Annotated in this window: 20 protein-coding genes and 1 pseudogene; 14 read left to right on the top strand and 7 right to left on the bottom strand. The window is 60.2% G+C overall.

Annotated elements, in window-relative coordinates:
• The first annotated feature begins 47 nt into the window (after positions 1-47).
• The 6 genes and pseudogenes from NKI20_RS07680 (at position 48) to NKI20_RS07700 (ending at position 5865) form a co-directional block, all read left to right on the top strand.
• Positions 48-968 (top strand): carbohydrate ABC transporter permease, encoded by a 921-nt coding sequence (locus NKI20_RS07680; RefSeq protein WP_032996096.1) that lies wholly within the window; start codon positions 48-50, stop codon positions 966-968.
• Positions 969-1012: 44 nt separating this feature from the next.
• Positions 1013-1795: a carbohydrate ABC transporter permease gene (locus NKI20_RS07685; RefSeq protein WP_050593900.1), complete on the top strand. Its 783-nt coding sequence runs from the start codon at positions 1013-1015 to the stop codon at positions 1793-1795.
• A 37-nt stretch (positions 1796-1832) separates the two neighbouring features.
• Positions 1833-2834, top strand: a complete 1002-nt coding sequence (locus NKI20_RS07690; protein ID WP_352829568.1) for an ABC transporter ATP-binding protein — start codon at positions 1833-1835, stop codon at positions 2832-2834.
• Between the two features lie 96 nt (positions 2835-2930).
• A pseudogene (locus NKI20_RS33695) lies at positions 2931-3194 on the top strand (IS91 family transposase); the annotation flags it as partial.
• Positions 3195-4145: 951 nt separating this feature from the next.
• A complete protein-coding gene (locus NKI20_RS07695; protein ID WP_352829570.1) occupies positions 4146-5039 on the top strand; it encodes an alpha/beta hydrolase in 894 nt (297 codons plus the stop codon).
• Positions 5040-5163: 124 nt separating this feature from the next.
• Positions 5164-5865, top strand: coding sequence for a TetR/AcrR family transcriptional regulator (locus NKI20_RS07700; RefSeq protein WP_352829572.1), 702 nt, complete (start codon positions 5164-5166; stop codon positions 5863-5865).
• 109 nt (positions 5866-5974) lie between these two features.
• On the opposite strand, the gene NKI20_RS07705 is transcribed toward NKI20_RS07700, so the two are convergent.
• Positions 5975-6568 carry a TetR/AcrR family transcriptional regulator gene (locus NKI20_RS07705; RefSeq protein ID WP_352829573.1) on the bottom strand — a complete coding sequence of 198 codons (594 nt, stop codon included), beginning with the start codon at positions 6566-6568 and terminating at the stop codon, positions 5975-5977.
• 150 nt (positions 6569-6718) lie between these two features.
• On the opposite strand from NKI20_RS07705, the gene NKI20_RS07710 reads away from it, so the two are divergent.
• From NKI20_RS07710 to NKI20_RS07745, 8 genes are all read left to right on the top strand, one after another.
• A complete protein-coding gene (locus NKI20_RS07710) occupies positions 6719-7891 on the top strand; it encodes a patatin-like phospholipase family protein (protein WP_352829575.1) in 1173 nt (390 codons plus the stop codon).
• 105 nt (positions 7892-7996) lie between these two features.
• Positions 7997-8782 carry an acetoacetate decarboxylase gene (locus NKI20_RS07715; RefSeq protein WP_352829576.1) on the top strand — a complete coding sequence of 262 codons (786 nt, stop codon included), beginning with the start codon at positions 7997-7999 and terminating at the stop codon, positions 8780-8782.
• Between the two features lie 43 nt (positions 8783-8825).
• Positions 8826-9596: a 3-hydroxybutyrate dehydrogenase gene (locus NKI20_RS07720; RefSeq protein ID WP_352829615.1), complete on the top strand. Its 771-nt coding sequence runs from the start codon at positions 8826-8828 to the stop codon at positions 9594-9596.
• Between the two features lie 223 nt (positions 9597-9819).
• A complete protein-coding gene (locus NKI20_RS07725) occupies positions 9820-10902 on the top strand; it encodes an efflux RND transporter periplasmic adaptor subunit (RefSeq protein WP_352829578.1) in 1083 nt (360 codons plus the stop codon).
• On the top strand, positions 10902-14000 hold the full coding sequence (locus NKI20_RS07730; RefSeq protein ID WP_352829580.1) for an efflux RND transporter permease subunit: 3099 nt from the start codon (positions 10902-10904) through the stop codon (positions 13998-14000). Before NKI20_RS07725 ends, NKI20_RS07730 begins: the two co-directional genes overlap by 1 nt.
• 13 nt (positions 14001-14013) lie before the next feature.
• Positions 14014-14613 (top strand): hypothetical protein, encoded by a 600-nt coding sequence (locus tag NKI20_RS07735; RefSeq protein ID WP_352829582.1) that lies wholly within the window; start codon positions 14014-14016, stop codon positions 14611-14613.
• Positions 14614-14779: 166 nt separating this feature from the next.
• Complete coding sequence (locus NKI20_RS07740; RefSeq protein ID WP_352829584.1) at positions 14780-15214, top strand: hypothetical protein; 435 nt, start codon at positions 14780-14782, stop codon at positions 15212-15214.
• Between the two features lie 608 nt (positions 15215-15822).
• Positions 15823-16032: a hypothetical protein gene (locus NKI20_RS07745; protein ID WP_352829586.1), complete on the top strand. Its 210-nt coding sequence runs from the start codon at positions 15823-15825 to the stop codon at positions 16030-16032.
• A gap of 6 nt (positions 16033-16038) precedes the next feature.
• On the opposite strand, the gene NKI20_RS07750 is transcribed toward NKI20_RS07745, so the two are convergent.
• The 6 genes from NKI20_RS07750 to NKI20_RS07775 form a co-directional block, all read right to left on the bottom strand.
• Positions 16039-16275, bottom strand: a complete 237-nt coding sequence (locus NKI20_RS07750; protein ID WP_352829587.1) for a hypothetical protein — start codon at positions 16273-16275, stop codon at positions 16039-16041.
• A 353-nt stretch (positions 16276-16628) separates the two neighbouring features.
• Entirely contained in the window at positions 16629-17345 is a 717-nt protein-coding gene (locus NKI20_RS07755) for an aspartate/glutamate racemase family protein (protein WP_352829589.1), read from the bottom strand.
• A 28-nt stretch (positions 17346-17373) separates the two neighbouring features.
• Positions 17374-18636, bottom strand: a complete 1263-nt coding sequence (locus NKI20_RS07760; RefSeq protein ID WP_352829590.1) for a MalY/PatB family protein — start codon at positions 18634-18636, stop codon at positions 17374-17376.
• 31 nt (positions 18637-18667) lie between these two features.
• Complete coding sequence (locus NKI20_RS07765; RefSeq protein WP_502898053.1) at positions 18668-19396, bottom strand: amino acid ABC transporter ATP-binding protein; 729 nt, start codon at positions 19394-19396, stop codon at positions 18668-18670.
• Between the two features lie 63 nt (positions 19397-19459).
• Positions 19460-20599, bottom strand: coding sequence for an amino acid ABC transporter permease (locus NKI20_RS07770; protein ID WP_502898049.1), 1140 nt, complete (start codon positions 20597-20599; stop codon positions 19460-19462).
• Between the two features lie 3 nt (positions 20600-20602).
• Positions 20603-21790, bottom strand: a complete 1188-nt coding sequence (locus tag NKI20_RS07775) for an amino acid ABC transporter permease (RefSeq protein ID WP_352829592.1) — start codon at positions 21788-21790, stop codon at positions 20603-20605.
• Between the last annotated feature and the right edge of the window lie 58 nt (positions 21791-21848).

The raw sequence follows: 21848 nt of genomic DNA on the forward strand, positions 1-21848 counted from the left end.
GGGCGTCAATTGGCGCCTAGGAGGGCATCTACTTTAGGGAGGATATCATGATGGACGTCGCAATCGCGGGTCCGGCAGTCGAATTGCGCCGCAACACGCTCTTTACAAATAGGGTTGGCGCAATCCTTCTCATGCTGCCGCCGGCGCTCGTTCTCTTTACACTTTTCGTCGCGTCACCGCTGATCGATGCCGCCTACTACAGCCTGTTCAAATGGGACGGCTATGGCGTGCCAACTGACTTTGTCGGATTCGACAATTTCAGACAGGCACTCGGACACGCGGTGTTCTGGCAGGCGCTGCGCAACACCCTCGTGGTGCTCGCCGTGTCAATATTCATCCAATTGCCGATCGCGTTGGGTCTCGCGCTGCTGGTTTATGAGAAGACGCCGGCGAATACGCTCTTTCGGTTGATCTTCTTCCTGCCTTTTATCCTCGCTGAAATTGCCTCGGGGCTGATCTGGAGCTTCGTCTTCGACGGAAATACGGGAATTGCCGCGGCCCTGTTCAGGGCGCTGGGAATGGAGCCGGTGTTCATTCTTGCCGATCGTCACTGGGCATTTGCAGCCATAACACTCGTCGTGGTCTGGAAGTATTTCGGTTTCCACATGATGATTTACGTCGCGGCACTGCAAGGCGTGCCGAAGGAACTGCTTGAGGCGGCACGGCTCGAGGGGGCCGGGCGGTGGCAGGTCGTTCGGTACGTGCAGGTCCCCATGATTGCCTCGGCGATCGGCGTCTCGGCCTTCTTCGCGATTGTCGGCTCTCTGCAACTGTTCGATGTGGTGATCCCACTCACCAATGGCGGCCCGTCCAACAGCAGCCATACCGTTGTGACGTATCTCTACAGCTTTGGTCTTACCCGCACCCGCATTGGCTTCGGCAGCGCAGTGGGCGTCATGCTGTTCGTCGCTGCCGTCGGAATTGCCGTCCTTTATCAACGCCAGAGCAGCAGGGGTAACAGGCTATGAACGCTTCTCGTGTCCTTCCTGGCCTTGGGAAAGCAGCAGTCCTTATGTTCTTCACCGGCTTTGTCCTGGGGCCGCTGACGGTTGCGGTGTTCGGCGGGTTCAAGAGCAATGGCGAACTCCGCAGCAACCCCTTCGGGCTCCCCGCACAATGGAATCTGGAATACTATTCCGGACTCGTCGGCGATCCATCGTTCTGGCGTTATCTTGGAAATTCGCTCTTTATCTCATTGGCGACCGTGCTCCTGACCATTATCGTCGCCGCTTCCGCTGCTTATGTCTTCGCCCAGATCCGCTTCTTCGGCTCGCGCATGATGCAATCCTATCTGCTGGCTGGCCTGGTATTTCCATTCGCCACCGCGATCTTGCCGTTGTTCATCAAGGTTCGCGATTTCGGATTGCTGGACAGCTATTGGGCCGTCATCCTGCCACAGACTGCCTTCGGCGTTTCCCTTTCGATCCTGCTGTTCAAGAGCTTCTTCGAACAGTTGCCGAAGGAATTGTTTGAGGCAGCCTATGTTGAAGGCTGCGGCTACGTCCGCTTCTTCTGGCAGTTTACCCTGCCACTTTCCACGCCGATTCTGGCGACCGTGGGTGTGTTCGTCTTCGTCCAGAGCTGGAACAATTTCCTGCTGCCGCTCGTCGTGCTCAATTCAAGAGAGCTCTTCACTTGGCCGCTGGGGATGATGCAGTTCCGCGGCGAGTTTCTGGCAGAATGGAACCGCATCCTCGCGTTCATTTCTCTGACCATTCTGCCGGCGATCATTTTCTTCGTCGCCGCTCAGAAATACATCGTCGCCGGCCTCACTGGCGGCGCGGTTAAGGGATGACTGTCGCAAGTTTCACCAACATTTCGGGAGGAAAATCATGGCCAATGTCGAGCTGACGCACATCAACAAGACTTTCGGGGCAGTCGAAATCATACCGGACCTGACGTTCTCAATCCCGGACGGCTCGTTCACGGTTCTGGTCGGCCCTTCCGGCTGCGGCAAGTCAACCTTGCTCCGGATGGTCGCCGGCCTGGAACAGCCAACCCGAGGATCGATATCCATCGGGGGTCGAGACGTCACCCATGACGAGCCGTCGAAGCGCGGCATCTCCATGGTGTTCCAATCATACGCGCTGTTTCCGCACATGACGGTGGAACAGAATGTCGATTTCGGCTTGCGGCTCGCCAAGGTGCCGGCCGAGGAGCGGCGGGCACGTGTAGCGGCCGCTGCCGAAGTGCTGCATCTTGGCCCTCTCCTCAAACGCAAACCCGCGGCGCTTTCTGGCGGGCAACGCCAGCGCGTCGCTATCGGCCGCTCGATCGTGCGAAATCCGGACGTTTTCCTGTTTGATGAGCCTCTTTCCAATCTCGACGCAGCACTGCGCACCCAGATGCGTGTCGAGTTGGCCGACCTTCACGGGAGGCTAAAGGCCACGATGGTATACGTCACCCACGACCAGGTTGAGGCTATGACGCTCGCAGATCAGATTGTCGTTATGAACGCGGGGCGCGTGGAGCAGATCGGATCGCCCATGGAACTGTATTCGAAGCCCCAGACGCAGTTTGTCGCCAGCTTCATCGGCTCGCCACGGATGAATCTCATTTCGGGAGAACCCGCGCGTCAGGAAGGGGCCACAACCATTGGTTTCCGTCCAGAACACGTGACGATCGACAACGAGAAGGGCATGTGGGGCGGCAGGCTGCGGATTGCTGAACATCTTGGCAATGAGACAATCGCCTATGTTGAATCCGACATCGGTGAGATCATTGTCCGCCTCGGCGGTCACCAGCAGATGAAACCGGGGGATGCCGTGCGGATGACCCCTGATCGAGATCATCTGCATCGCTTTGACGATGGTGGGGTGAGAATATCTTCGTAACGGTCGCGATCCACTCGACTCGCGAGCGGCTCAGCGAAAGCGATCACGAGCAAGTCAGCGGTCGGCAGCCGTGCAGCAAGGCAGGAGCGCAAATTCAACATGCTGCCGCGTGGGTTCCACCGCATCCGTCACTATGGGCTGCTCTCCAGCTCCGCCCGCAAGGCCAGCCTCGCACTCGCGCGCGAACTGCTGAACGTCGCTCCGCCGCCCGAAGACGACACTCCGGAAGAACCGGCTGACGCCCGCCCGCCTTGTTCTTTCTGCGGTGGACGCATGGTCGTCATCGAGAGGTTCGAACGGTGGTGCCAGCCTCGTGCACCGCCTGCCTCAAGAGCGCCGAACCGGGAGAAGGCCCCATGACCCGGCATGGACCGTTTGTCCACACGACCGCGCCACGATGGCGCCGGTCAACGGGATGTTATATGCACGTTGCCGTGGCGCCGGTCGTCACGCACACCAATCCCGTCGGAATCAACACTACAGGCTCTGCGACCTGGCCCGGAAGCCGCTTCCACGACATGCCCACCGCATCCTATGCGGAAGTCCGCGATAGGCGCTGGCACATCCCAAGGCACAAATCCCCATAGGCAATCGTCTGCGGCCCGCGGGTTCCTGCATGAGAGACTTTCGTACGCCTGACGGCACCCGAAACCCTTCAGCATCTCGGTCGTTCACGGCGGTCCTGTCCGCACCCATAAGCGGACGTCCTAATCACCTAATTCCCTTAAGGTGTTATCCCAGCGGCCCGGTGAGCAAATCCGGATAATGCAAGCGCTAGGAATCGGCAGGTTTGCACGGCTCGCGCTCTCTTAGTCGCAGAACATAAGGTCATGTTGACTTTATGGTCGTTTTGACTATTCTGTATGCAATGCATCGACGACCGCGCCTTCCAAGATAGCAGGATTGACAGGTTCTTGGCGATGAAACGGCCCGGTTGCGGGCGTATAGAAATAGGTCAGATCCACAATGCCAAGCTGTGCCTGTCGACCTCAGCCGGGGAAACTCGGAAGCTCTCACTTGGTGCTTTCGATTTTGGTGACCCTTTGCTTGATCGCAAATGGCTGCGCGACCCGGGCGGGAAACGTGCTCCAACCTGCTGCGGTCACCACGAGCGAGGCCAGGCGGGTTAACCTGCTGGTCGCCACAACACGCAAACCGTCGACGGACCCTGACCAACTTTATTCAGGAGAGCGCGGGACGGCGATCTCGTTGGACAGCGTCACTGTCACCACACCTCAGGATCGAAGCCGAAAGATCAGTCAGGTCCAGCGGCCTTCACACCGTCCTCCTGATTCCTCTCGGGAGTTCGCCATGGCCGAGGTCGACAAAGTCGCAACGGAGAGGCAGGTCTTTGACTGGTTCCGCAAGAACCGAAATGCAAAGCGTCAGGTGCTCATTTTTGTGCACGGCTACAACAACTCCTATGCCGACTCCGTCTTTCGTTTCGCTCAGATCGTTCTCGACACAGGAACCGACGCTGCGCCTATTCTCTTCGCCTGGCCCTCGCGGGCCAGGGTCTTCGACTATCTCTACGACAAGGAGAGCGCGAACTACTCGCGTCGAGCCTTGGAGGATTTGATCCTCCAGGCTTCCATGAGTCCCGATGTCGACGACGTCACCATTCTCGCTCATTCGATGGGGACATGGCTTGCGGTGGAGGCGTTACGCGGCGTTGCCATGCGTAAAAACGGGATCCCAGCTAAGGTCAGGAATGTCGTCTTGGCGTCTCCGGATATCGACATCGACGTGTTTCGCCGTCAATTTGTCGAGATGGGGCCAAATAAGCCGCGGTTCACAATTTTCACGTCGACGCGGGACAAGGCCCTTGAGTTTTCGCGATTGCTATCGGGCGGAATTTCGCGTGTCGGCGGTACCGATCTCACGCCCTATGCGGCGGTTCTTGAAGAGCTCGGAGTTACCGTCATCGACACGAGCGCAATAAGGTCGGGAGATCCACTCGGGCACAATGGGTATGCCGACAGCCCGGAGATTGTTCGGCTGCTGGCGCAGCGCCTGGGCGGTCGATCGGTACCGGCAGGCGAAGCCAAGTTCTCGGATCGCGTAGCGTCACCCACCGTCTACGACCGGCCGTTGCCCCGCAAAACGGCGCCCGCCCGAGTAGATAGCAACGAGGCACGCAAATTGTTGAAGCGCGAGCCTGTCACGTCGATGGGACAGATCGTTGATGGTCAGATCTCGTACTGAGATATCTGTGTAGACGGCGGGCTCACTCCAGACTCAACTCGAGTGTGATCAACGGCGAGCTTGTTGTGGACGTTATGGTCAATATGACCTATTGTGCAATCCGTTATTAAAGACAGGACCAACGATGGCGAAGATCAATCCTATTCGTCGAGCTGAAATTGGGCGTGAAAAGCGCGCGCGAACCCGTGCAGAGCTCGTTACCGCGGCCAACTCGTTGTTCGCCAGACAGGCCGTGGAATCGGTAACAGTCGACGATGTGGTCAGGGAGGCCGCCGTTGCCAAGGGTACGTTCTACGTTCATTTCGATGGCCTAGAGGGTTTGACGGCGGCAGTCGCGGAGGAACTGGTCCAATCTTTCGACGAAATGCTGCAGTCCGACCGACTATCACTCGACGATCCTGCCCTTCGGATTGCGTTCGGGTGCAGCGCATTCATCGACAAGGCCCTCAATGATCCCCGCTGGGCCAGCCTTGTCGCCAGGATGGCGACGGTAGATGCAAAGGGTGGCGAACTCCTCCGAGGCCGAATCTTCGAAGACCTGCAACAGTTCTCGAACAACCTGCCGGACGGCGGGGCATCCGCGCAGCTGAACCTGGAAATCGTCGTTGGGATCATGCTCCAGCTCATGCGCGCGCTTGGCGAGCGCAGGCTGTCGCCGCTTGATCGTGATGCGGCCATAGGCGCCATCCTGCGCGCGATCGGCCTCGATGCCCGGGAGGCAAAGTCCGTCCTCTCGCGCTTGCCTACATCTGCCGACGGCGCAATGCCTGATGGGCCACGGCAAAGGAAGTCTCAGCGCCCAGGTGCGGTGGGCAGCGGGGCCTGACCTTGGACCGCCAACCCTCACGCGGCGGTCTCCGTTATCTGTTCGTTGAGATTGAGTGCTTCGTCGCGGCTCCACATGCGTCCGGCCGTGATGCTTTATCCAACCCTGTTCAGCGCTGACCGAGGCCGAGAGCGCGAAGCGTTGCGTCGAGCGCTTGGCTGGTCGTTTCGGGCCGGGGACCGCGCGCAATAATTCCGCGCGTCACCTCCAGCCATATTCCAATGGCGATGTCGGCTGCCAGCTCAACGTCGCGCACGCTCACTCGACCCTGAGCAATCGCTTCCTCGATGTCCGCCTTGAGGTTCGCGCGAACCCCTATGCCGAACTCAATGGGTGATTGCGAGCTCTGAATAACAAGGCGGGCCCAGTCCATGTCCGCGCTCGCTCTCTCCAGGAATTTCATGAAGGCGAAAGAGAAGCGCTCGATCGGATCCTGCCGCTCGAGCCTCGCAGGTGACAGCAGCTCATCAAAGCTCTGACTGAGCCCGGCCCCCACCGCAGCGGCCAGATCTCCGATGCTCTTGAAATGGCAGTAGAAGGTCCCCTTGGCAACGCCCGCGGCCTCGACCACAGCATCCACCGTAACCGCCTCGTGCGTACGTCCCCCAAGGAGCGTCGCGCCTGCTTCCACGATCTGCGCACGCGTCCGCGCCCGCTTCTCGCGCCCTATCTCTGCCCTGCGCGCCACATCGACCTTTGCCATGCGTCATGTCCTTTTTGCATTGCACCATTACGCAATTCTCATATTGACCACATAGTCGTTTTGACATATAAGTGCAAATTGAAAATTGGAGGTCGCGATGCGGACGGCGAAGGGCCGCGAGGTCACGCTCGGTGATAAGGAAAGCATTTGATGAACGTTCAGTCCCAGAAGGATTTCCGAACGGCGGAACGGCGTCTCCCTTTCGAATGCATTGCGTTGGTGCTGCAAGGCGGCGGGGCACTTGGAGCCTACCAGGCTGGCGTCTACGAAGCCCTTGCGGAAGCCGGCATTAATCCAGATTGGGTTGCCGGCGTCTCCATTGGCGCCATCAACTCGGCGATCATCGCTGGAAACGAGCCGGCCGAACGGGTTGCGAAGCTGCGGGCCTTCTGGCGCGAGATCACTGCCAATCCGCTTCTCGACTGGGCTGCCGCCACAGACGCTCTTGCTCCTAAGGGCAATCTGCCGCGCGCACTCTTCAATCAATTCAGTGCAGCCTGCGCGCTCGTCGCCGGCGCCCCAGGCTTCTTCAGCCTTCGGCAGCCCGCACCCTGGCTGCACACGGATGGCTCGCTCCAAGGTACAAGCTTCTACGACACCAGCCGCCTGAAGAGCACTCTGGAGCGGCTTGTGGACTTCGACCGGATCAACGCGGGCGGCATGCGTTTCAGTGTCGGCGCGGTGAACGTGCGGACAGGAAATCTCGTCTACTTCGACAACGAGACGCATACGATCCGGCCCGAGCACGTGATGGCCAGCGGCTCGCTTCCGCCCGGCTTCCCTGCGGTCGAGATCGAAGGCGAACTCTACTGGGACGGCGGCCTCGTTTCCAACACGCCGCTGCAGTGGGTCGTCGAGCACGGGACGCGGCAAGACACGATTGCCTTCCAGGTCGACCTTTGGAGCGCGCGCGGTGAGATACCCCGCAACCTGGCCGATGTCGCGGCGCGGCAAAAAGACATCCAGTATTCGAGCCGCTCGCGCGCCCATACCGACCAGTTCAAGCAGTACCAGCGCGCCCGACACGCTCTCGCCAGCCTGCTTTCGAAGCTGCCGGCCGACTTGCTTGCCAGCGAAGAGGCAAGAATGCTGGGCGGGATTGCAGACCACAAGGTCTACAAGCTCGTGCACCTCATCTACCGCGCAAAGCAGTATGAAGACCACTCGAAGGACTACGAGTTCTCGCGTTTGTCGATGGAGGAGCATTGGCGGGCAGGTTACTTCGATGCCGTTCGCACATTGCGCCATCCCGAGGCACTGAGTCGGCCGGACAATCTGGACGGGGTCAGCACCTATGACCTTGCCATCGACGGGCTGGAATAGCGGTCAGCCCAAAGACGATTGACGTCCCCTGCCGGTCCCGAAGGCGACCCGGCTTCTCCTGAACGGAAATGAACCGCTCGATCCAGCCCAAAGGAATTTCAAGCTATGCACCAAGACACTCTCCGGGCGAGGGCTTTCGCCATGCCCCTGACCAGCCCGGCCTATCCGGCCGGGCCATATCGCTTCCGAAACCGGGAGTATCTGATCATCACATATCGCACCGATCCGCAGAAGCTGCGCGACCTGGTGCCGGAGCCGCTTCAGGTCATCGAGCCGCTCGTGAAATTCGAGTTCATCCGCATGCCGGACTCGACAGGCTTTGGCGACTACACCGAAAGCGGGCAGGTCATCCCGGTCTCCTTCCGAGGCCGCAAGGGCAGCTACACCCACTGCATGTTTCTCGATGACCATCCGCCGATCGCCGGCGGGCGCGAGCTGTGGGGTTTTCCGAAGAAGCTCGCCAGCCCAACGCTTCGAACGGAGAAGGATACGCTTGTTGGCACGCTCAACTACGGCCCGGTCCCCGTCGCGACCGGCTCCATGGGCTACAAGCACCGAGCCGCCGACCTCGCGAGCGTGAAGGCCTCGCTCGCCCAACCGAACTTCCTCCTCAAGATCATTCCGCATGTCGACGGCACGCCGCGCATCTGCGAGCTCGTCGAATATCACCTTGAGGACATCGATGTGAAAGGCGCCTGGACCGGCCCGGCAGCCCTGAACCTTTGGTCACATGCACTGGCGCCGGTCGCCGAGCTGCCGGTCCTGGAAGTGGTATCGGCGGTTCACATCGTCGCGGATCTCACGCTCGCGCTCGGCAAGGTCGTGCATGACTACCTCGTGCAGGCAGAGCCTTGCCATCGGAAAGGAAGAATCCATGAACTTGCAGACTGAGATCTCATCGAACAAGCGCGCCGATGGAGCCGGCGGACGGCTCCTGGACAACGTGGCGGTGATCACTGGAGCCGCGAGCGGCATCGGCAAGGAGATTGCGCTCAGCTTCGCCCGTGAGGGAGCAAAGGTGGTCATCGCGGATCTCGATCAGACCGCGGCGGAAAAAGCCGCGTTCGAGATCGATCCGATGGGCAAGCGTGCGCTCGGGGTTGGCATGGACGTCAGCAACGAGGAGCAGGTGGAAAGCGGAATGGCGAAGGCGATCGAAGTCTTCGGGCGCCTCGACATCCTGGTCAGCAACGCCGGCGTCCAGATCGTGGCGCCGATCGTGGAGTTCGAATTCGCGAAATGGCGGAAGCTGCTTTCCATCCACCTCGATGGGGCTTTTCTGACGACCCGTGCGGCCTTGCGGCAGATGTACAGCCAGAACAGCGGCTGCATCATCTATATGGGATCCGTGCATTCCAAGGAGGCGTCGCCGCTCAAGGCTCCTTACGTTACCGCCAAGCACGGCCTCGTTGGCCTGGCGAAGGTCGTGGCCAAGGAGGGGGCCGCGCACGGCGTCCGCGCCAACGTGATATGCCCCGGGTTTGTGCTGACGCCGCTCGTCGAGAAGCAGATCCCCGAACAGGCTCGCGAGCTAGGACTCTCCGAGGTGGACGTGGTCACGACCATGATGCTGAAGGAGACGGTCGACGGCGAGTTCACGACCGTCCAGGACGTTGCGGAAGCAGCGCTGTTCCTCGCGGCCTTCCCATCGAACGCGCTGACCGGCCAGTCGATGGTGGTCAGCCATGGATGGTCCATGCAGTAGCGGGGTTCGGAGACGCGCGTCTCATCGCGCGCCTCCGTCCTTACCTAAGATCGATCTCCGCTACTCGTCATACGTTTTTGCATAGCACAATTGTACATTTCTCATATTGACGATATCGTCGTTTTGACATATAAGTTCAATATGAAAGCGAACCCCGGCCGCTAACCGGGGCTCCTTCGTCACCAGTTCCCTGCAACCCCGATCCTTTCGAGCGGAGGATTTCATGCGCCTATCGTACGGCAAATTCCTTTGTGTCTGTCTCGCCGGCCTCTGTCTTGCTGGCTGTTCCGAAGAGGAGAAGGCGGCATCTCCAGCACCGCGGCAGGCGCGGGCCGTGGTGGTGACGCCTCACAAGCTCGCCACGGTGGCGCAGGGCGCCGGTCGCGTCCAGTCGCGTTATGTCAGTGAGGTCGGCTTTGAAGTCGGCGGCCGCCTCATCTCGCGCGATGTCGACATTGGCGCCATCGTCAAGAAAGGTCAGAAGCTCGCCGAGCTCAGTGCCGTCGACTACCACAACAAAGTGACCGCTGCGGAGGCCGACCTCACGGCGGCCAAGGCCACGCTCGTCCAGGTCGTGGCCCAGGAGGATCGTTTCCGCATTCTGCTCGGCAAGGGCTTTACCACCCGTTCCCTGTACGACGAGGCGCTGAAGTCGCTGCAGAGTGCACAAGCTGCCGTCCAGGCGGCCGAAGCCAATCTCCGTATCGCCCAAAACCAGCTCGGCTACACGCAGCTGCTCGCGCCCGACGACGGCATCGTTACGGCAACGGCGGCGGACCCCGGTCAGGTCGTCGTCGCGGGCCAGATGGTCGTCGAGATCTCCCGCAATGACGCACGCGAGGCCGTGTTCGCTGTCGCTGGCTCAGACATCACCGGGGCAAAGCTCGGCATGGCGGTGAACGTTTCGATCCAGGGCCGGCCGGACATCGCAGTCATCGGCGCGATCCGCGAGATTTCGCCCGAGGCCGACAGCACGACCGGCACCTATCAGGTGAAGGTGGCGCTGGCTTCGCCGCCGCCAGACATGCGGCTGGGGGCAGTCGTCGTAGGCCGCGTCGAAAGCGAAGGAGGTGAGGAGGTCACCACACTACCCCCGACCGCATTGCTGCAGTCCGGAGACAAGCCGCAGGTCTGGGTGATTGGCGGTGACGGCAAGGTTCAGCGCCGGAACGTCCAGCTTCTGCAATTCGATACGGACTCCGTTGTCGTCAGCCGCGGGCTTTCGGCAGGAGAGAAGGTCGTGACCGCCGGCGTCAATTCGCTGGCAGACGGTGAGTTGGTCAACGCTGAGACGGAGGTGAAGTGATGACCCGCTTTAATCTTTCAGAATGGGCCGTCCACAACCGGGCCATCGTCGTATTCCTCATGCTCGTCTGCGTCATCGGTGGCATCAGCGCCTATGAGCGGCTCGGCCGGCAGGAGGATCCGGACTTCACCGTGCAAACCATGGTGGTTCAGGCGGTCTGGCCCGGCGCCACCGCCGCCGATATGCTCACGCAGGTGACCGACAAGCTGGAGAAGAAGCTCGAAGAGACTCCCAAGCTGGATTACCTCAAGAGCTACACCAAACCCGGCCAGGCAACGATTTTCGTCTACCTCAAGGAGTCGACGCCAAAGAGCGATCTCGACGCCATCTGGTACCAGGTCCGCAAGAAGGTCAGCGACGTTCAGGCGACGCTTCCCCCCGGCGTGATCGGCCCCTTCTTCAACGACGAGTTTGGCGACGTCTTCGGCGTCATCTACGGGATCACCTACGACGGCTTCACGCCGCGAGAGGCCCGCGACTTCGCCGAGACGGCGCGGACCGAGTTCCTGCGTTCGTCCGATGTTGGCAAGGTCGAGATTTTTGGCGACCAGGACGAGAAGATCTATCTCAGCTTCTCACCCCAGAAGCTCGCCAATCTCAAGCTCAATCTCGACGAAGTGCTGACGGCGATCGCCCGCCAGAACGCCGTTGTGCCCTCCGGCGTCATCAACACGCCGCACGAGAACATGCTTGTCGACGTCACGGGTTCGCTCCTGACACCCGAGAATGTTGCGAACCTCAACCTCTGGATCGATGGGCGCTTCTACAAACTCACTGACATCGCCAACGTTCAACGCGGCTACAGCGACCCGCCCACGAAGATGTTCCGCGTCAACGGCAAGCCGGCTATCGGCATTGGCATCAACATGCGCGAGGGCGGCAACAACCTCGAATTCGGCGAAGGCCTGCACGAAGCGGCCAAACGCCTGACGCAACGCGTTCCCGTCGGCATTAATCTCAATCTGGTTTCGGACCAGCCCGAGGTCGTGCGCGAGGCCATCGGCGAATTCACCAAGGCGCTGGTCGAGGCGATTGTCATTGTGCTCGCCGTCAGCTTCCTCAGCCTCGGACTCAGGGCAGGGCTCGTGGTTGCCCTGTCAATACCGCTGGTACTCGCGATCGTCTTTATAGCCATGGAAGCGATGGGCATTAGCTTGCAGCGCATCTCGCTCGGCGCTCTCATCATCGCGCTCGGCCTGCTGGTGGATGATGCGATGATCACTATCGAGATGATGATCTCGAAGATCGAGCAAGGCATGGAAAAAATCAAGGCGGCTACCTTCGCCTACACTTCTACCGCCTTCCCGATGCTATCGGGAACTCTGATCACGATCCTCGGCTTCCTGCCGATCGGCTTTGCCGACAACAACACCGGGCAGTATACGTTTTCGCTGTTTGCCGTCATTGGAGTTGCGCTGGTTGCGTCCTGGTTCGTGGCCGTAATCTTCGCGCCGGTAATCGGGCTTTCCTTGCTGCCTTCCCGCATGAAGGCGCACGCCCTTGGGCCTGGCCGCTTCATGCGCGCTTTCATCGGCTTGCTCGGTTTCAGCATGCGGCACCGCTGGCTCACCATCGCCGCCTCGCTTGCCGCCTTCGGTGCCTCGCTCTACGGCATGGGTTTTGTGCAGCAGCAGTTCTTCCCGGCGTCGAACCGGCCCGAGCTTGTCGTAACGATGACGCTGCCGAAGAATGCCTCGATCGCCGCGACCGAGACGGAGACGAAACGGCTGGAAGAGTGGCTTGCCAGCGACCCGGACATCTCCGGCTATTCTTCTTACGTGGGCGGCGGCGCCATCCGCTTCTATCTGCCGCTCGACGTCCAGCTCGACAACGACTTCATGGCGGAGACCGTGGTTGTCGCGAAGGACCTTAAGGCGCGCGACAGGGTTCTGGTGAGGCTCGAGACGCTGTTTGCCGACAGATTCCCGGACGTGAAGGCCCGCATCTCGCGCCTGGAGCTCGGGCCGCCCGTCGGCTGGCCGGTGCAATACCGAGTGAGTGCGCCGACGGCCGAGGAGGCGAGGAAGCACGCGGAGGGACTCGCAAATGTGCTGCGGTCATCCGGGCTGGTGCGAAACGTCAACTACGACTGGGCGGAGAAGAGCAAGGAGCTGCGCATCGTGGTCAATCAGGACCGCGTGCGTCAGGCTGGCCTGAGCTCGCAACAGGTCGCGCAGGCACTCGACCGCGTGATCAGCGGCTCGACGGTCACTCAGCTTCGCGACTCAATCTATCTGGTCGATGTCGTTGCGCGGGCCGAGAGCAGCGAGCGCTCAAGCGTTGAGGCCTTGCGCAATCTTCAGATCCCCACCGCGACAGGCGTCTCAGTGCCCCTGCGCGAGCTTGCCGATTTCCAGTATGATCTCGATGAGGGTTATATCTGGCGTCGCGGCCGCCTGCCCACCATCACAGTTCAGGCGGAACCGCTGCCGGGGCTGCAGCCCGCCTCCGTCCACGAGCAACTGGCAGGCGCGATTGAGGCGCTGCACAAGTCGATGCCGGAGGACACTTTGATTGAGACCGGTGGTACGGTCGAGAAGAGCGGCCAGAGCAACGCCGCGCTACTGGCCCAGTTTCCGCTGATGATCACGCTGATGCTCACCGTACTCATCGTGCAGCTAGGCAGCTTCCGCCGGATGGCGATGGTGATCAGCGTGGCGCCGCTAGGCCTCATCGGGGTCGCGATCGCGCTGCTGACCACGAGCACGCCGATGGGCTTCATCGCCATCCTCGGGATCATCGCACTTGCAGGCATGATCATCCGCAATTCCGTGATCCTCGTCGATCAAATCGAGCATGAGCGGGCGCGCGGCATCGATCCGTGGCAGGCGGTGATCGACGCGACCACGCACAGGTTCCGGCCGATCATGCTGACCGCGGCTGCAGCCATCCTTGGCATGATACCCATCATGCACGACGTGTTCTGGGGGCCGATGGCCTACGCCATTGTCGGCGGGCTCGCCGTGGCCACGGTGCTTACCCTCGTCTTCCTCCCGGCTCTCTATGTCGCGGTCAATCGTATCCGGGAGAAGGACGAGCCGACTGCATCGGCCGAGCCGGATGCGATTGCTGCGCCCATGCTCGCACCTCAGCACTGAGAAGGGGATCGTCATGCCCGAAACGTCGTCCGCTCTCCTTCACCGCTACTTCGGATCGGATGCCACGATGTACGCTGGATCAGGTGAGACCGCCCGCGAGTATGCCGACAAGATGCTGCTCTCAGCGCTGCAGGAAGCGCAATCGGCGGCACGCTCGTACGACACGCGGGCCCAGATCGTCGGCGTGGGCTACATCCTTGCCCTCAACCTAGTGCTGCGGTTCGGCGATCTCTTGCCGATCCATGCGCCAATCGGCCCGCTGTTTTATGCGGTCGTTTGGGGGATCGTGATCATGCCGATCATGCAGTTCGGCCACGTTCTTTATCCAAGCCGCATGCGCGCGGAAAAGGAATTCAATGGCAAGGTGTCCGGAGCTTCCGCCGTCGCGCCGGTCTACTATGTCGAACCCGGCTCCTTCTCCGATGTCCGTGCCCTTGTCCGCCAGGCGTTGAAGTCCGATTGGACGTCGGTGCTGGCCACCGAATTGCTGAAGACCTCGCGTGTCCGGATCATCAAGCAGGCGCGCTTCCACCGCGGTCTGTTGATGACCGTTTTGTCCTTCATCGTGCTGGGTGGCGAGCAGTTTCTTAGAAGTTTTTCGCTGGCCTGGTGAGCAACATGACAAATTTGAACGAGACCACGAGCTATGAGGCCGGGAAGCGGAGCAGCCGGCCTCACCTCCTTTTCCGCTACCGCAAGGGAGAGCTTCGGCTCGGCAGGGATCAACTCCTCCGCCAGGCCGGCGCTCGACCGGAAAGTTCAAGAAGAGTCGCATGACTATGGACCCAGCAACCATCACCGCGGTCTCCGCACTGGCAGGTTCCGCCATTGGCGCCTTGTCATCCGTCGCCACAAGCTGGCTCACCCAGCATCGTCAGAATCGTATGCAGCGGCTCGAGCAGGAGGCGTCGCGTCGCGAGCGGCTGTTCGGCGAGTTCATCGACCAAGCATCGAGGGCCTATGCTGACGGAGTGGTCCAGGAACGCCTGGATGACCCGTCCAAGCTGGTCCCGATGTACACCGCCATTAGCAAGCTTCGCCTTTTTGCGATGCCAGGCACCATCGGGGCTGCCGAGGCAGTGCTTGAACACGTCGTCACGACATATGAGACGACTTCGTCCGCCTTGGCGGCCCGGAACTCGCGCGTGGCCGCCCATGACATTCTGCGCGTGTTTGCAGAGGCCTGCCGCGCGGAGCTGACGTCCGTGCGCTAACTCCTGGAAGACTTGTAAGCTGAACAAGTTCATCAGCGCCGCGTGTTGGCCATCTCAACGGCATTGAGTGACCTCCACCCTAGGTTGCCCTAGGCCCTTACTTAATGAGATTTGCAACAATGGCAGTCAGTTGTGACATCGCGGGACTAAGTTTACCAATGCACTGCGGGTATCGTTGCGGTCGTGTTGGCTGGTGATGACATGACATCAAAACATAAGCCTAGTTGGGGCTTGAAGCTTGCCAAGCCCCGATCGAATGAAAGTCCCCTTCGGGTCAGATCAGGTCCATGCTCCTAAGGAGGCTGAATGTCCGCTTCAAATCCGAGCCTCGAAGCTGCCAATCCGCTTCCGGTCCCAAAATCCGCCGGTCAGCAATGCGCCCTATTTCGGTCGTCCAAGTTGCGTTGGCCTACTTTCAAAAGCTGACGTCGCCTGAGCGACCCACTCACCAGACCACGGAGCTTTCTTGCTCGACCTGCAATCGGCCCCGAAATTGGTAGTGCGTCAGTTTGAAAACAAGGGCCATGCAGGTCATACAACCTAAGACCGCTTGAACGTGACGAGGAGTTGCGTCATGGTCCGACGTTGCCCTGTGACGTGAGAGCCCGATGAAGCGTGTGGAAAAGGCGCGGCCTTTCGTGGCTCCTGAAATCCACATCGGCACGGTCGCGGACGATGCAGGCGCGATTGGCATTCTCTCGATCCATACGGCTGAGGGTCTGGTCGATATCGCGCTGGACCTTCAATCCGCCGACGCCATCGTGGATGCCATCAACACAATACGGTCAAGGTTGGACTCGGACGGCGGCGGAATCTAACTGCGGCTATTCCGCGGCGTCTTTAGTCCGCTCGGCTAAGGCAAAAGCGTGTAGGTTCTTTGTCTTGCCGTGGTCGCCCTCGGCATTCGCGATGATTGAATAGAACGCTGCCCGAGCGATGTCCTTTTTGGAGGCTTTCGGGTGTTCGTCCTTAACTGCTTTAAGCAACTGCTTGGGGCTCATGTCCGGCGTCACGACGCGCATCAACGTGTCGGCAATCGCCTGCATTCTGTCCGCTTCCATGCCTAGTACTCCCAACTAAGTCCACCGGACGGGAACATAGCAGGCCTATTTGGACGCTGCCACCAACTTGCGGGCAACGCTATCCGGTCAAGGCTGAACAAGGAGATGTAAGATTCTCGCGGGATAACGCACGTTATCCACTTTGGCGGACTCCACCGCTGTTGCCATTTCCAGTAACTTGAGAGGTGACCAGATCGGATGACTGAATCGGTCGAGACTACTGAGGCCAGCAATGGGTCTGGGAAACCCACACTGGCCCCAGAATCAAAATGACCTGCAATCGATAGCACTCGCACGCAGGTCACTCGGAGAAAGGGGACGTTGGACGCCCTCCTTGCGAGGGCCGCTCTGCATCATTCAAACCTATCCAGCCCCTTCGCGCGCGCCGGCATGGCCCATACACCACGTTTGGAGGGTGCGAGGCCGCAACGTATCAGGGTCTCCGCAAGACCGACCGCGGCGCCGACTCCGTCCACCACGGGAATATCGTGCTTGCGCTGGAGCGCGGATGCGAACTCGGCCATACCGGCGCAACCCAGCGCAATCCCCTCCGCCCCCAGCCTGATGCCTTCGCGTATGAGCTCCGAAATTCGTTCGGAGGCACCACTCCCGGGTTTCTCCAAGTCAAGGACCGGGATGTCTGAAGCAAACACGCGGCGGCAGCGATGGGAGAACCCGTAACGGCGAATGTTGTCTTCAATCAGCGGCGCGGAACGCGACAATGTGGTCACGACACAGAAGCTGTGAGCGACAAGGCTGACGGCATAGAGCGAGGCCTCACCGATACCGATGACTGGCTTGGTGGCGATTGCCCTTGCCGCGTCAAGACCCGTATCGTCGAAGCAGGCAATGATATGGGCGTCGACATTGTTCCTTTCCGCCGCAACCACCTGCTTAAGCAGGCCCGGTACGGAGAGGGCACCATCAAACGGCCCTTCGATCGCTTCTGGTCCGGCGGTGGGCTGCATGCCCATTATCTCGGTTCCTGGGCCAGCCACCGCCATGGCGGCGGCGACGATCCCTCTGGTCATCGATGCGGTGGTGTTGGGATTGATGATGGCAATTCGCATGCGGAGCATCCTGGCTTGGTTCGCTCAATCACAAGGACGCCAGCGCATTTGACATGCGCTCCAGGCCTTGGCGCAACAGAGGACGCGGGCAGCCGACATTCAGGCGGATGAAGCCATCGCCGCCAGGCCCATAGACGCGGCCGTCGTACAGATTGACCCCGGCCTGATCGACAAAGAACTTCTGAATTCCACCCACTCTGCGATCGAGCGCGCACGCGTCCAACCACACCAGGAACGATGCGTCGGGCCGCATGGGCGTAATGCCTGGAAGGTGTTCGCCGGCGAACTCGCAAACCAGATCAATGTTGCTGGCGACGTAGCGTGTGAGTTGGTCGAGCCATGGCGCGCCGGTGCTGTAGGCAACCTCCAATGCCAGGCGGCCGAAAAAATTCGCATTCACCATGAATGATGCCTGCATTGCGGCAAGCAGCGCTTCGCGGCGCTTTCTGTTGGCGACTGAGATGGTTGCCGAAGGAACCCCGGCAAGGTTGAAAGTCTTCGTCGGAGCGGTGCAGATGAACGACTTGTCCGCGGCATCGTCCGAGATGGACGAGAAGACGATGTGGGGTCGATCCGACAACCTTATGTCGCAGTGAATGTCGTCCGATATGACCAAAATCCCATGGCGCTCACAAATGTCGTTCAGCGCCGCCAATTCTTCGCGTGTCCAGGCGATGCCGGCAGGGTTGTGAGGATTGCAGAGCAGGAACACCTTGGCGCCGCCGGCCGCCAGCTTCTCGAAGTCTTCCAGATCGAGCTCATATCTGTTGTTTCGCAGCCTCAGCCGGTTCGTAAGCAGAACTCGCCCATTTCCCTGAACAACCTCGAAATAGGGCGAGTACACGGGCGACTGCACAATGACCCCGTCACCGGGCTTCGTGAAGGTTCGTAGTATCGCAGCGACTGACGGCATGATCGCCGGCGCGGGAAGCAGGGTCTCCAGCACCGGAGACCAATTGTGCCGCCCCGTGAACCACGATTGCACGATCTCGTAGTGGCGTGGATCGCGACGGGTGTAGCCGTAAATGCCATGGTCCGCCGCTTCGCGCAGCCGCGCGATGACAGTTTCCGGGGCACGAAAATCCATATCCGCCGTCCACAGAGACAGCAGGTCCTGGCCCTCGATCTGCGGAGAGAACTCGTCCCACTGGTTGGCCCATTTGACGGATCCGAATTGCTGGCGGTCGTGGATTTGGTCGAAATCTATTCCCGCGATATTCCGTTGCCCAAGCGCTGATGCGGGCGTGTCTGCACAAGCCATTTGACAGTCACCTAAAAAATCTGTTGCCACGGTTACGGCCGCTTTGCCTGCGCGGACGTCTCTATTTGAGGATTTGCGCCAGAAACTGCCGTGCCCGTTCCGACCAGGGGTTGGTGAAGAACTGATGGGGCGTGTTGGCCTCGACGATCTCCCCACGGTCCATGAACACCACGCGGTCGGCCACCTCTCGCGCGAAACCCATTTCATGCGTCACGCACAGCATCGTCATGCCTTCGCCGGCGAGTGACACCATCGTGTCAAGTACCTCCTTGACCATCTCCGGATCGAGGGCAGAGGTCGGCTCGTCGAAAAGCATGATCTTGGGGTTCATGCAGAGAGCCCGAGCAATCGCAGCGCGTTGCTGCTGGCCACCCGACAACTGCCCGGGGTAGCTGTCGGCCTTCTCCGCGATCCTGACGCGCTCCAGATAATGACGCGCCAATTCCTCAGCCGCCGCCTGCGGCATCTTCCTCACCCACACCGGCGCCAGCGCGCAGTTCTCAAGCACCGTGAGGTGAGGAAACAGGTTGAAGTGTTGAAACACCATCCCGACATTGCTGCGGACTTCGTCGATCTTGCGCAGATCCTCGGTCAGCGCCTTGCCGTTGACGATGACCTCGCCCGACTGATGCTGCTCCAGATGGTTGATGCAGCGGATCATCGTCGATTTGCCCGACCCGGAGGGGCCACAGACTACAATGCGTTGACCGCGTGGCACCGGGAGGTTGATGTTCTTGAGCGCATGAAACGAGCCGAACCATTTGTTGACGTCACGCAGCTCAACGGCCATCGCCTGATTGTAGGGCGTTCCCTTCGTCGCTGCGTTCATTGCTTGGGACATCATCGTCGCTTCCTAGGATTCGTGGCCGCGCGCCAGTTGGCGCTCCATCGATTGCGAGTAGCGGGACATGCCGAAGCAAAAGCCCCAGTAGACCAGCCCCGCAAAGAGGTAGCCGGTCGAGGAGATCGTCGGACCTGCCCAGCTCGGATCGACCCGCGCCGTTTCGACGGCCCTCAGGAAGTCTGCGATGCCGACGATGGCGACCAGCGTCGTGTCCTTGAACAGGCCGATGAAGGTGGAGACGATGCTCGGTATGACGATCGTCAACGCCTGAGGGAGGACGATCAGGCGCATCATGCTGAAGTAGCCGATCCCGAGCGCATTCGCCGCTTCGTATTGGCCCTTCGGGATCGCCTGAAGGCCGGCCCTCACAATTTCGGCCATATAGGCGGACGAGAACAACGCTATCGCAATGAGCGGGCGGAGAAGTCGATCTGGCGTCAGATAGTCCGGCACGAACAGCGGCATCATAAAGTTCGCCATGAACAGCACCGTGATAAACGGCACTCCCCGGACGACTTCGATGAATGTGACGCAAACCGCCTTGATGAAAGGCAGCTCCGACCTGCGTCCGAGTGCCAGGATGACCCCGATCGGAAGCGAGAAAACAATGCCCACAATCGACATCAGCAGCGTGATCAAGAGTCCGCCCCAGAGCGTCGTATCGATGACAGGCAAATGGAGCCAAGCGACGCCGCGCACCAGAATGAAAGCGGCAACGGGGTAGACGAGGAAGAACAGCAACGCCGCCACTTTGCGCCGCGGCGCCTTCGTCCACAGCAGCCAAACGATCAGGATGGCACCGAGAGCCTCTGCGAGGTCCACGCGCCACCGTTCGGAAACCGGGTATGCGCCGTATCTCAGATAATCGAACTTCTCGGCAATGAAGGGCCAGCAAGCTCCTTCGCCGTTCGTACGGCACGCATCTCGGCCGCCACTCCAGACCGCATTGAAGATCGCAAAACTCAGAAAATGCTGCAGCAGCCACACGGCAAGGAGGACAAAGCATATCGTCAACGCGCCTGAAGAAGGCGTCGAAAACAGATTCTTTTTCATCCAGGTCACCGGACCCGGCCGAATGTCTGCGGGAGGCGCCATCGCCGGTATGAGCGCGCCGCTCACAAATGGCGAATGCATAGACTGATCGCTCATGCATCACCTCTCGACGATCGCAAAATGTCGGTTCCACGCGTTCATGGCAAACGAGGTGGCAAGGGAGATAACGAGATAGACGGACAGGGTAATCGCCATGACCTGGACGGCCGCTCCGGTCTGGTTGAGCACCGTTCCTGCAAAGATTTGAACGAGGTCGGGATAACCGATGAACACCGCAAGCGACGAGTTCTTGATGAGATTGAGATACTGGCTTGTCAAAGGCGGTATGATGATGCGCAGCGCCTGCGGAACGACGACCAGGCGAAGTGTCTTGCCCGGCGCCAGTCCGAGCGCATACGCAGCCTCGGTCTGGCCCTTTGGCACCGCTTGGATTCCACTTCGGACAATCTCGGCGATGTAGGATCCGGTATAGACCGACAGACCGATCAGGAGAGCGGCAAACTCTGGATAGAGCTGATGTCCGCCTTGAAAATTGAAGCCCCGCAGCTGCGGCGCGACGAACGAGACCGGCTCGCCAGCCGCCAGGAACACGATCAGCGGAAACCCTGTCAAGATCGCTAGGCTGACCAGAAATGCCGGCATCTGCTTGCCTGTTCGTCTCTGGACGCTCTTGGCGCGAACCCAGAATGCAACACAGCAGAAAATCGCCGCCACGAATGCCAGGCCCACCAGCCCCGCTCTCGGATGTAACTGGATCTCCGGAATGATTAGGCCGCGATTGTTAAGGTAAATGCCGCCGGGGATCGCGATCGACGCCTTCGGGGCGGGCAACGGCTTAAGAACGGCGTTGTACCAGAACAGCAACTGCAGCAACAACGGGACGTTGCGCACAAGCTCGACATACGAGGTCGCCACCTTCGAAACGATCCAGTTCGGCGACAGGCGGGCAACACCGATAACGAAGCCAAGCAAGGTCGCCAGCAAGATTGCGAGGACGCTGACGTAGAGGGTGTTGACCACTCCCACCCAGAAAGCCTGACCGTAGGTGGACAGTGCATCGTACGGTATCAGGGTTTGATTGATGTCGAAGCCGGCAGACTCATTCCAAAAATCGAAGGAGAGCGGCATCCCCCGCACCCGCATATTCGATGCGGTCTGCATGCCGATGCCCAGGACCAAGGCCAACAGGCAGCCAGCGAGCAAGAGCTGGTAGAAGACGCCGCGCACTTTTGTATCGTGCAGCGATAGTCTCCTAAGCGACCGCGCGGGATGCGACAAATCGGACATGGCCTGTTCCTCTTGGGATCTGTGCAACGGCGCTGGCGGTGACACGCTAGCGCCTTGC

It is taken from the genome of Mesorhizobium sp. M0830, from assembly GCF_040319965.1.
Classification (GTDB): domain Bacteria; phylum Pseudomonadota; class Alphaproteobacteria; order Rhizobiales; family Rhizobiaceae; genus Mesorhizobium.

Bases quoted from the DNA above. Each gene is read 5' to 3' on its own strand.
- NKI20_RS07770 (WP_502898049.1), bottom strand. From the start codon at position 20,599: ATGAGCGATCAGTCTATGCATTCGCCATTTGTGAGCGGCGCGCTCATA.
- NKI20_RS07715 (WP_352829576.1), top strand. From the start codon at position 7,997: ATGCACCAAGACACTCTCCGGGCGAGGGCTTTCGCCATGCCCCTGACC.
- NKI20_RS07700 (WP_352829572.1), top strand. From the start codon at position 5,164: ATGGCGAAGATCAATCCTATTCGTCGAGCTGAAATTGGGCGTGAAAAG.
- NKI20_RS07755 (WP_352829589.1), bottom strand. From the start codon at position 17,345: ATGCGAATTGCCATCATCAATCCCAACACCACCGCATCGATGACCAGA.
- NKI20_RS07725 (WP_352829578.1), top strand. From the start codon at position 9,820: ATGCGCCTATCGTACGGCAAATTCCTTTGTGTCTGTCTCGCCGGCCTC.
- NKI20_RS07730 (WP_352829580.1), top strand. From the start codon at position 10,902: ATGACCCGCTTTAATCTTTCAGAATGGGCCGTCCACAACCGGGCCATC.
- NKI20_RS07750 (WP_352829587.1), bottom strand. From the start codon at position 16,275: ATGGAAGCGGACAGAATGCAGGCGATTGCCGACACGTTGATGCGCGTC.
- NKI20_RS07735 (WP_352829582.1), top strand. From the start codon at position 14,014: ATGCCCGAAACGTCGTCCGCTCTCCTTCACCGCTACTTCGGATCGGAT.
- NKI20_RS07705 (WP_352829573.1), bottom strand. From the start codon at position 6,568: ATGGCAAAGGTCGATGTGGCGCGCAGGGCAGAGATAGGGCGCGAGAAG.
- NKI20_RS07685 (WP_050593900.1), top strand. From the start codon at position 1,013: ATGTTCTTCACCGGCTTTGTCCTGGGGCCGCTGACGGTTGCGGTGTTC.
- NKI20_RS07740 (WP_352829584.1), top strand. From the start codon at position 14,780: ATGGACCCAGCAACCATCACCGCGGTCTCCGCACTGGCAGGTTCCGCC.
- NKI20_RS07680 (WP_032996096.1), top strand. From the start codon at position 48: ATGATGGACGTCGCAATCGCGGGTCCGGCAGTCGAATTGCGCCGCAAC.
- NKI20_RS07745 (WP_352829586.1), top strand. From the start codon at position 15,823: ATGAAGCGTGTGGAAAAGGCGCGGCCTTTCGTGGCTCCTGAAATCCAC.
- NKI20_RS07690 (WP_352829568.1), top strand. From the start codon at position 1,833: ATGGCCAATGTCGAGCTGACGCACATCAACAAGACTTTCGGGGCAGTC.
- NKI20_RS07775 (WP_352829592.1), bottom strand. From the start codon at position 21,790: ATGTCCGATTTGTCGCATCCCGCGCGGTCGCTTAGGAGACTATCGCTG.
- NKI20_RS07695 (WP_352829570.1), top strand. From the start codon at position 4,146: ATGGCCGAGGTCGACAAAGTCGCAACGGAGAGGCAGGTCTTTGACTGG.
- NKI20_RS07765 (WP_502898053.1), bottom strand. From the start codon at position 19,396: ATGGCCGTTGAGCTGCGTGACGTCAACAAATGGTTCGGCTCGTTTCAT.
- NKI20_RS07710 (WP_352829575.1), top strand. From the start codon at position 6,719: ATGAACGTTCAGTCCCAGAAGGATTTCCGAACGGCGGAACGGCGTCTC.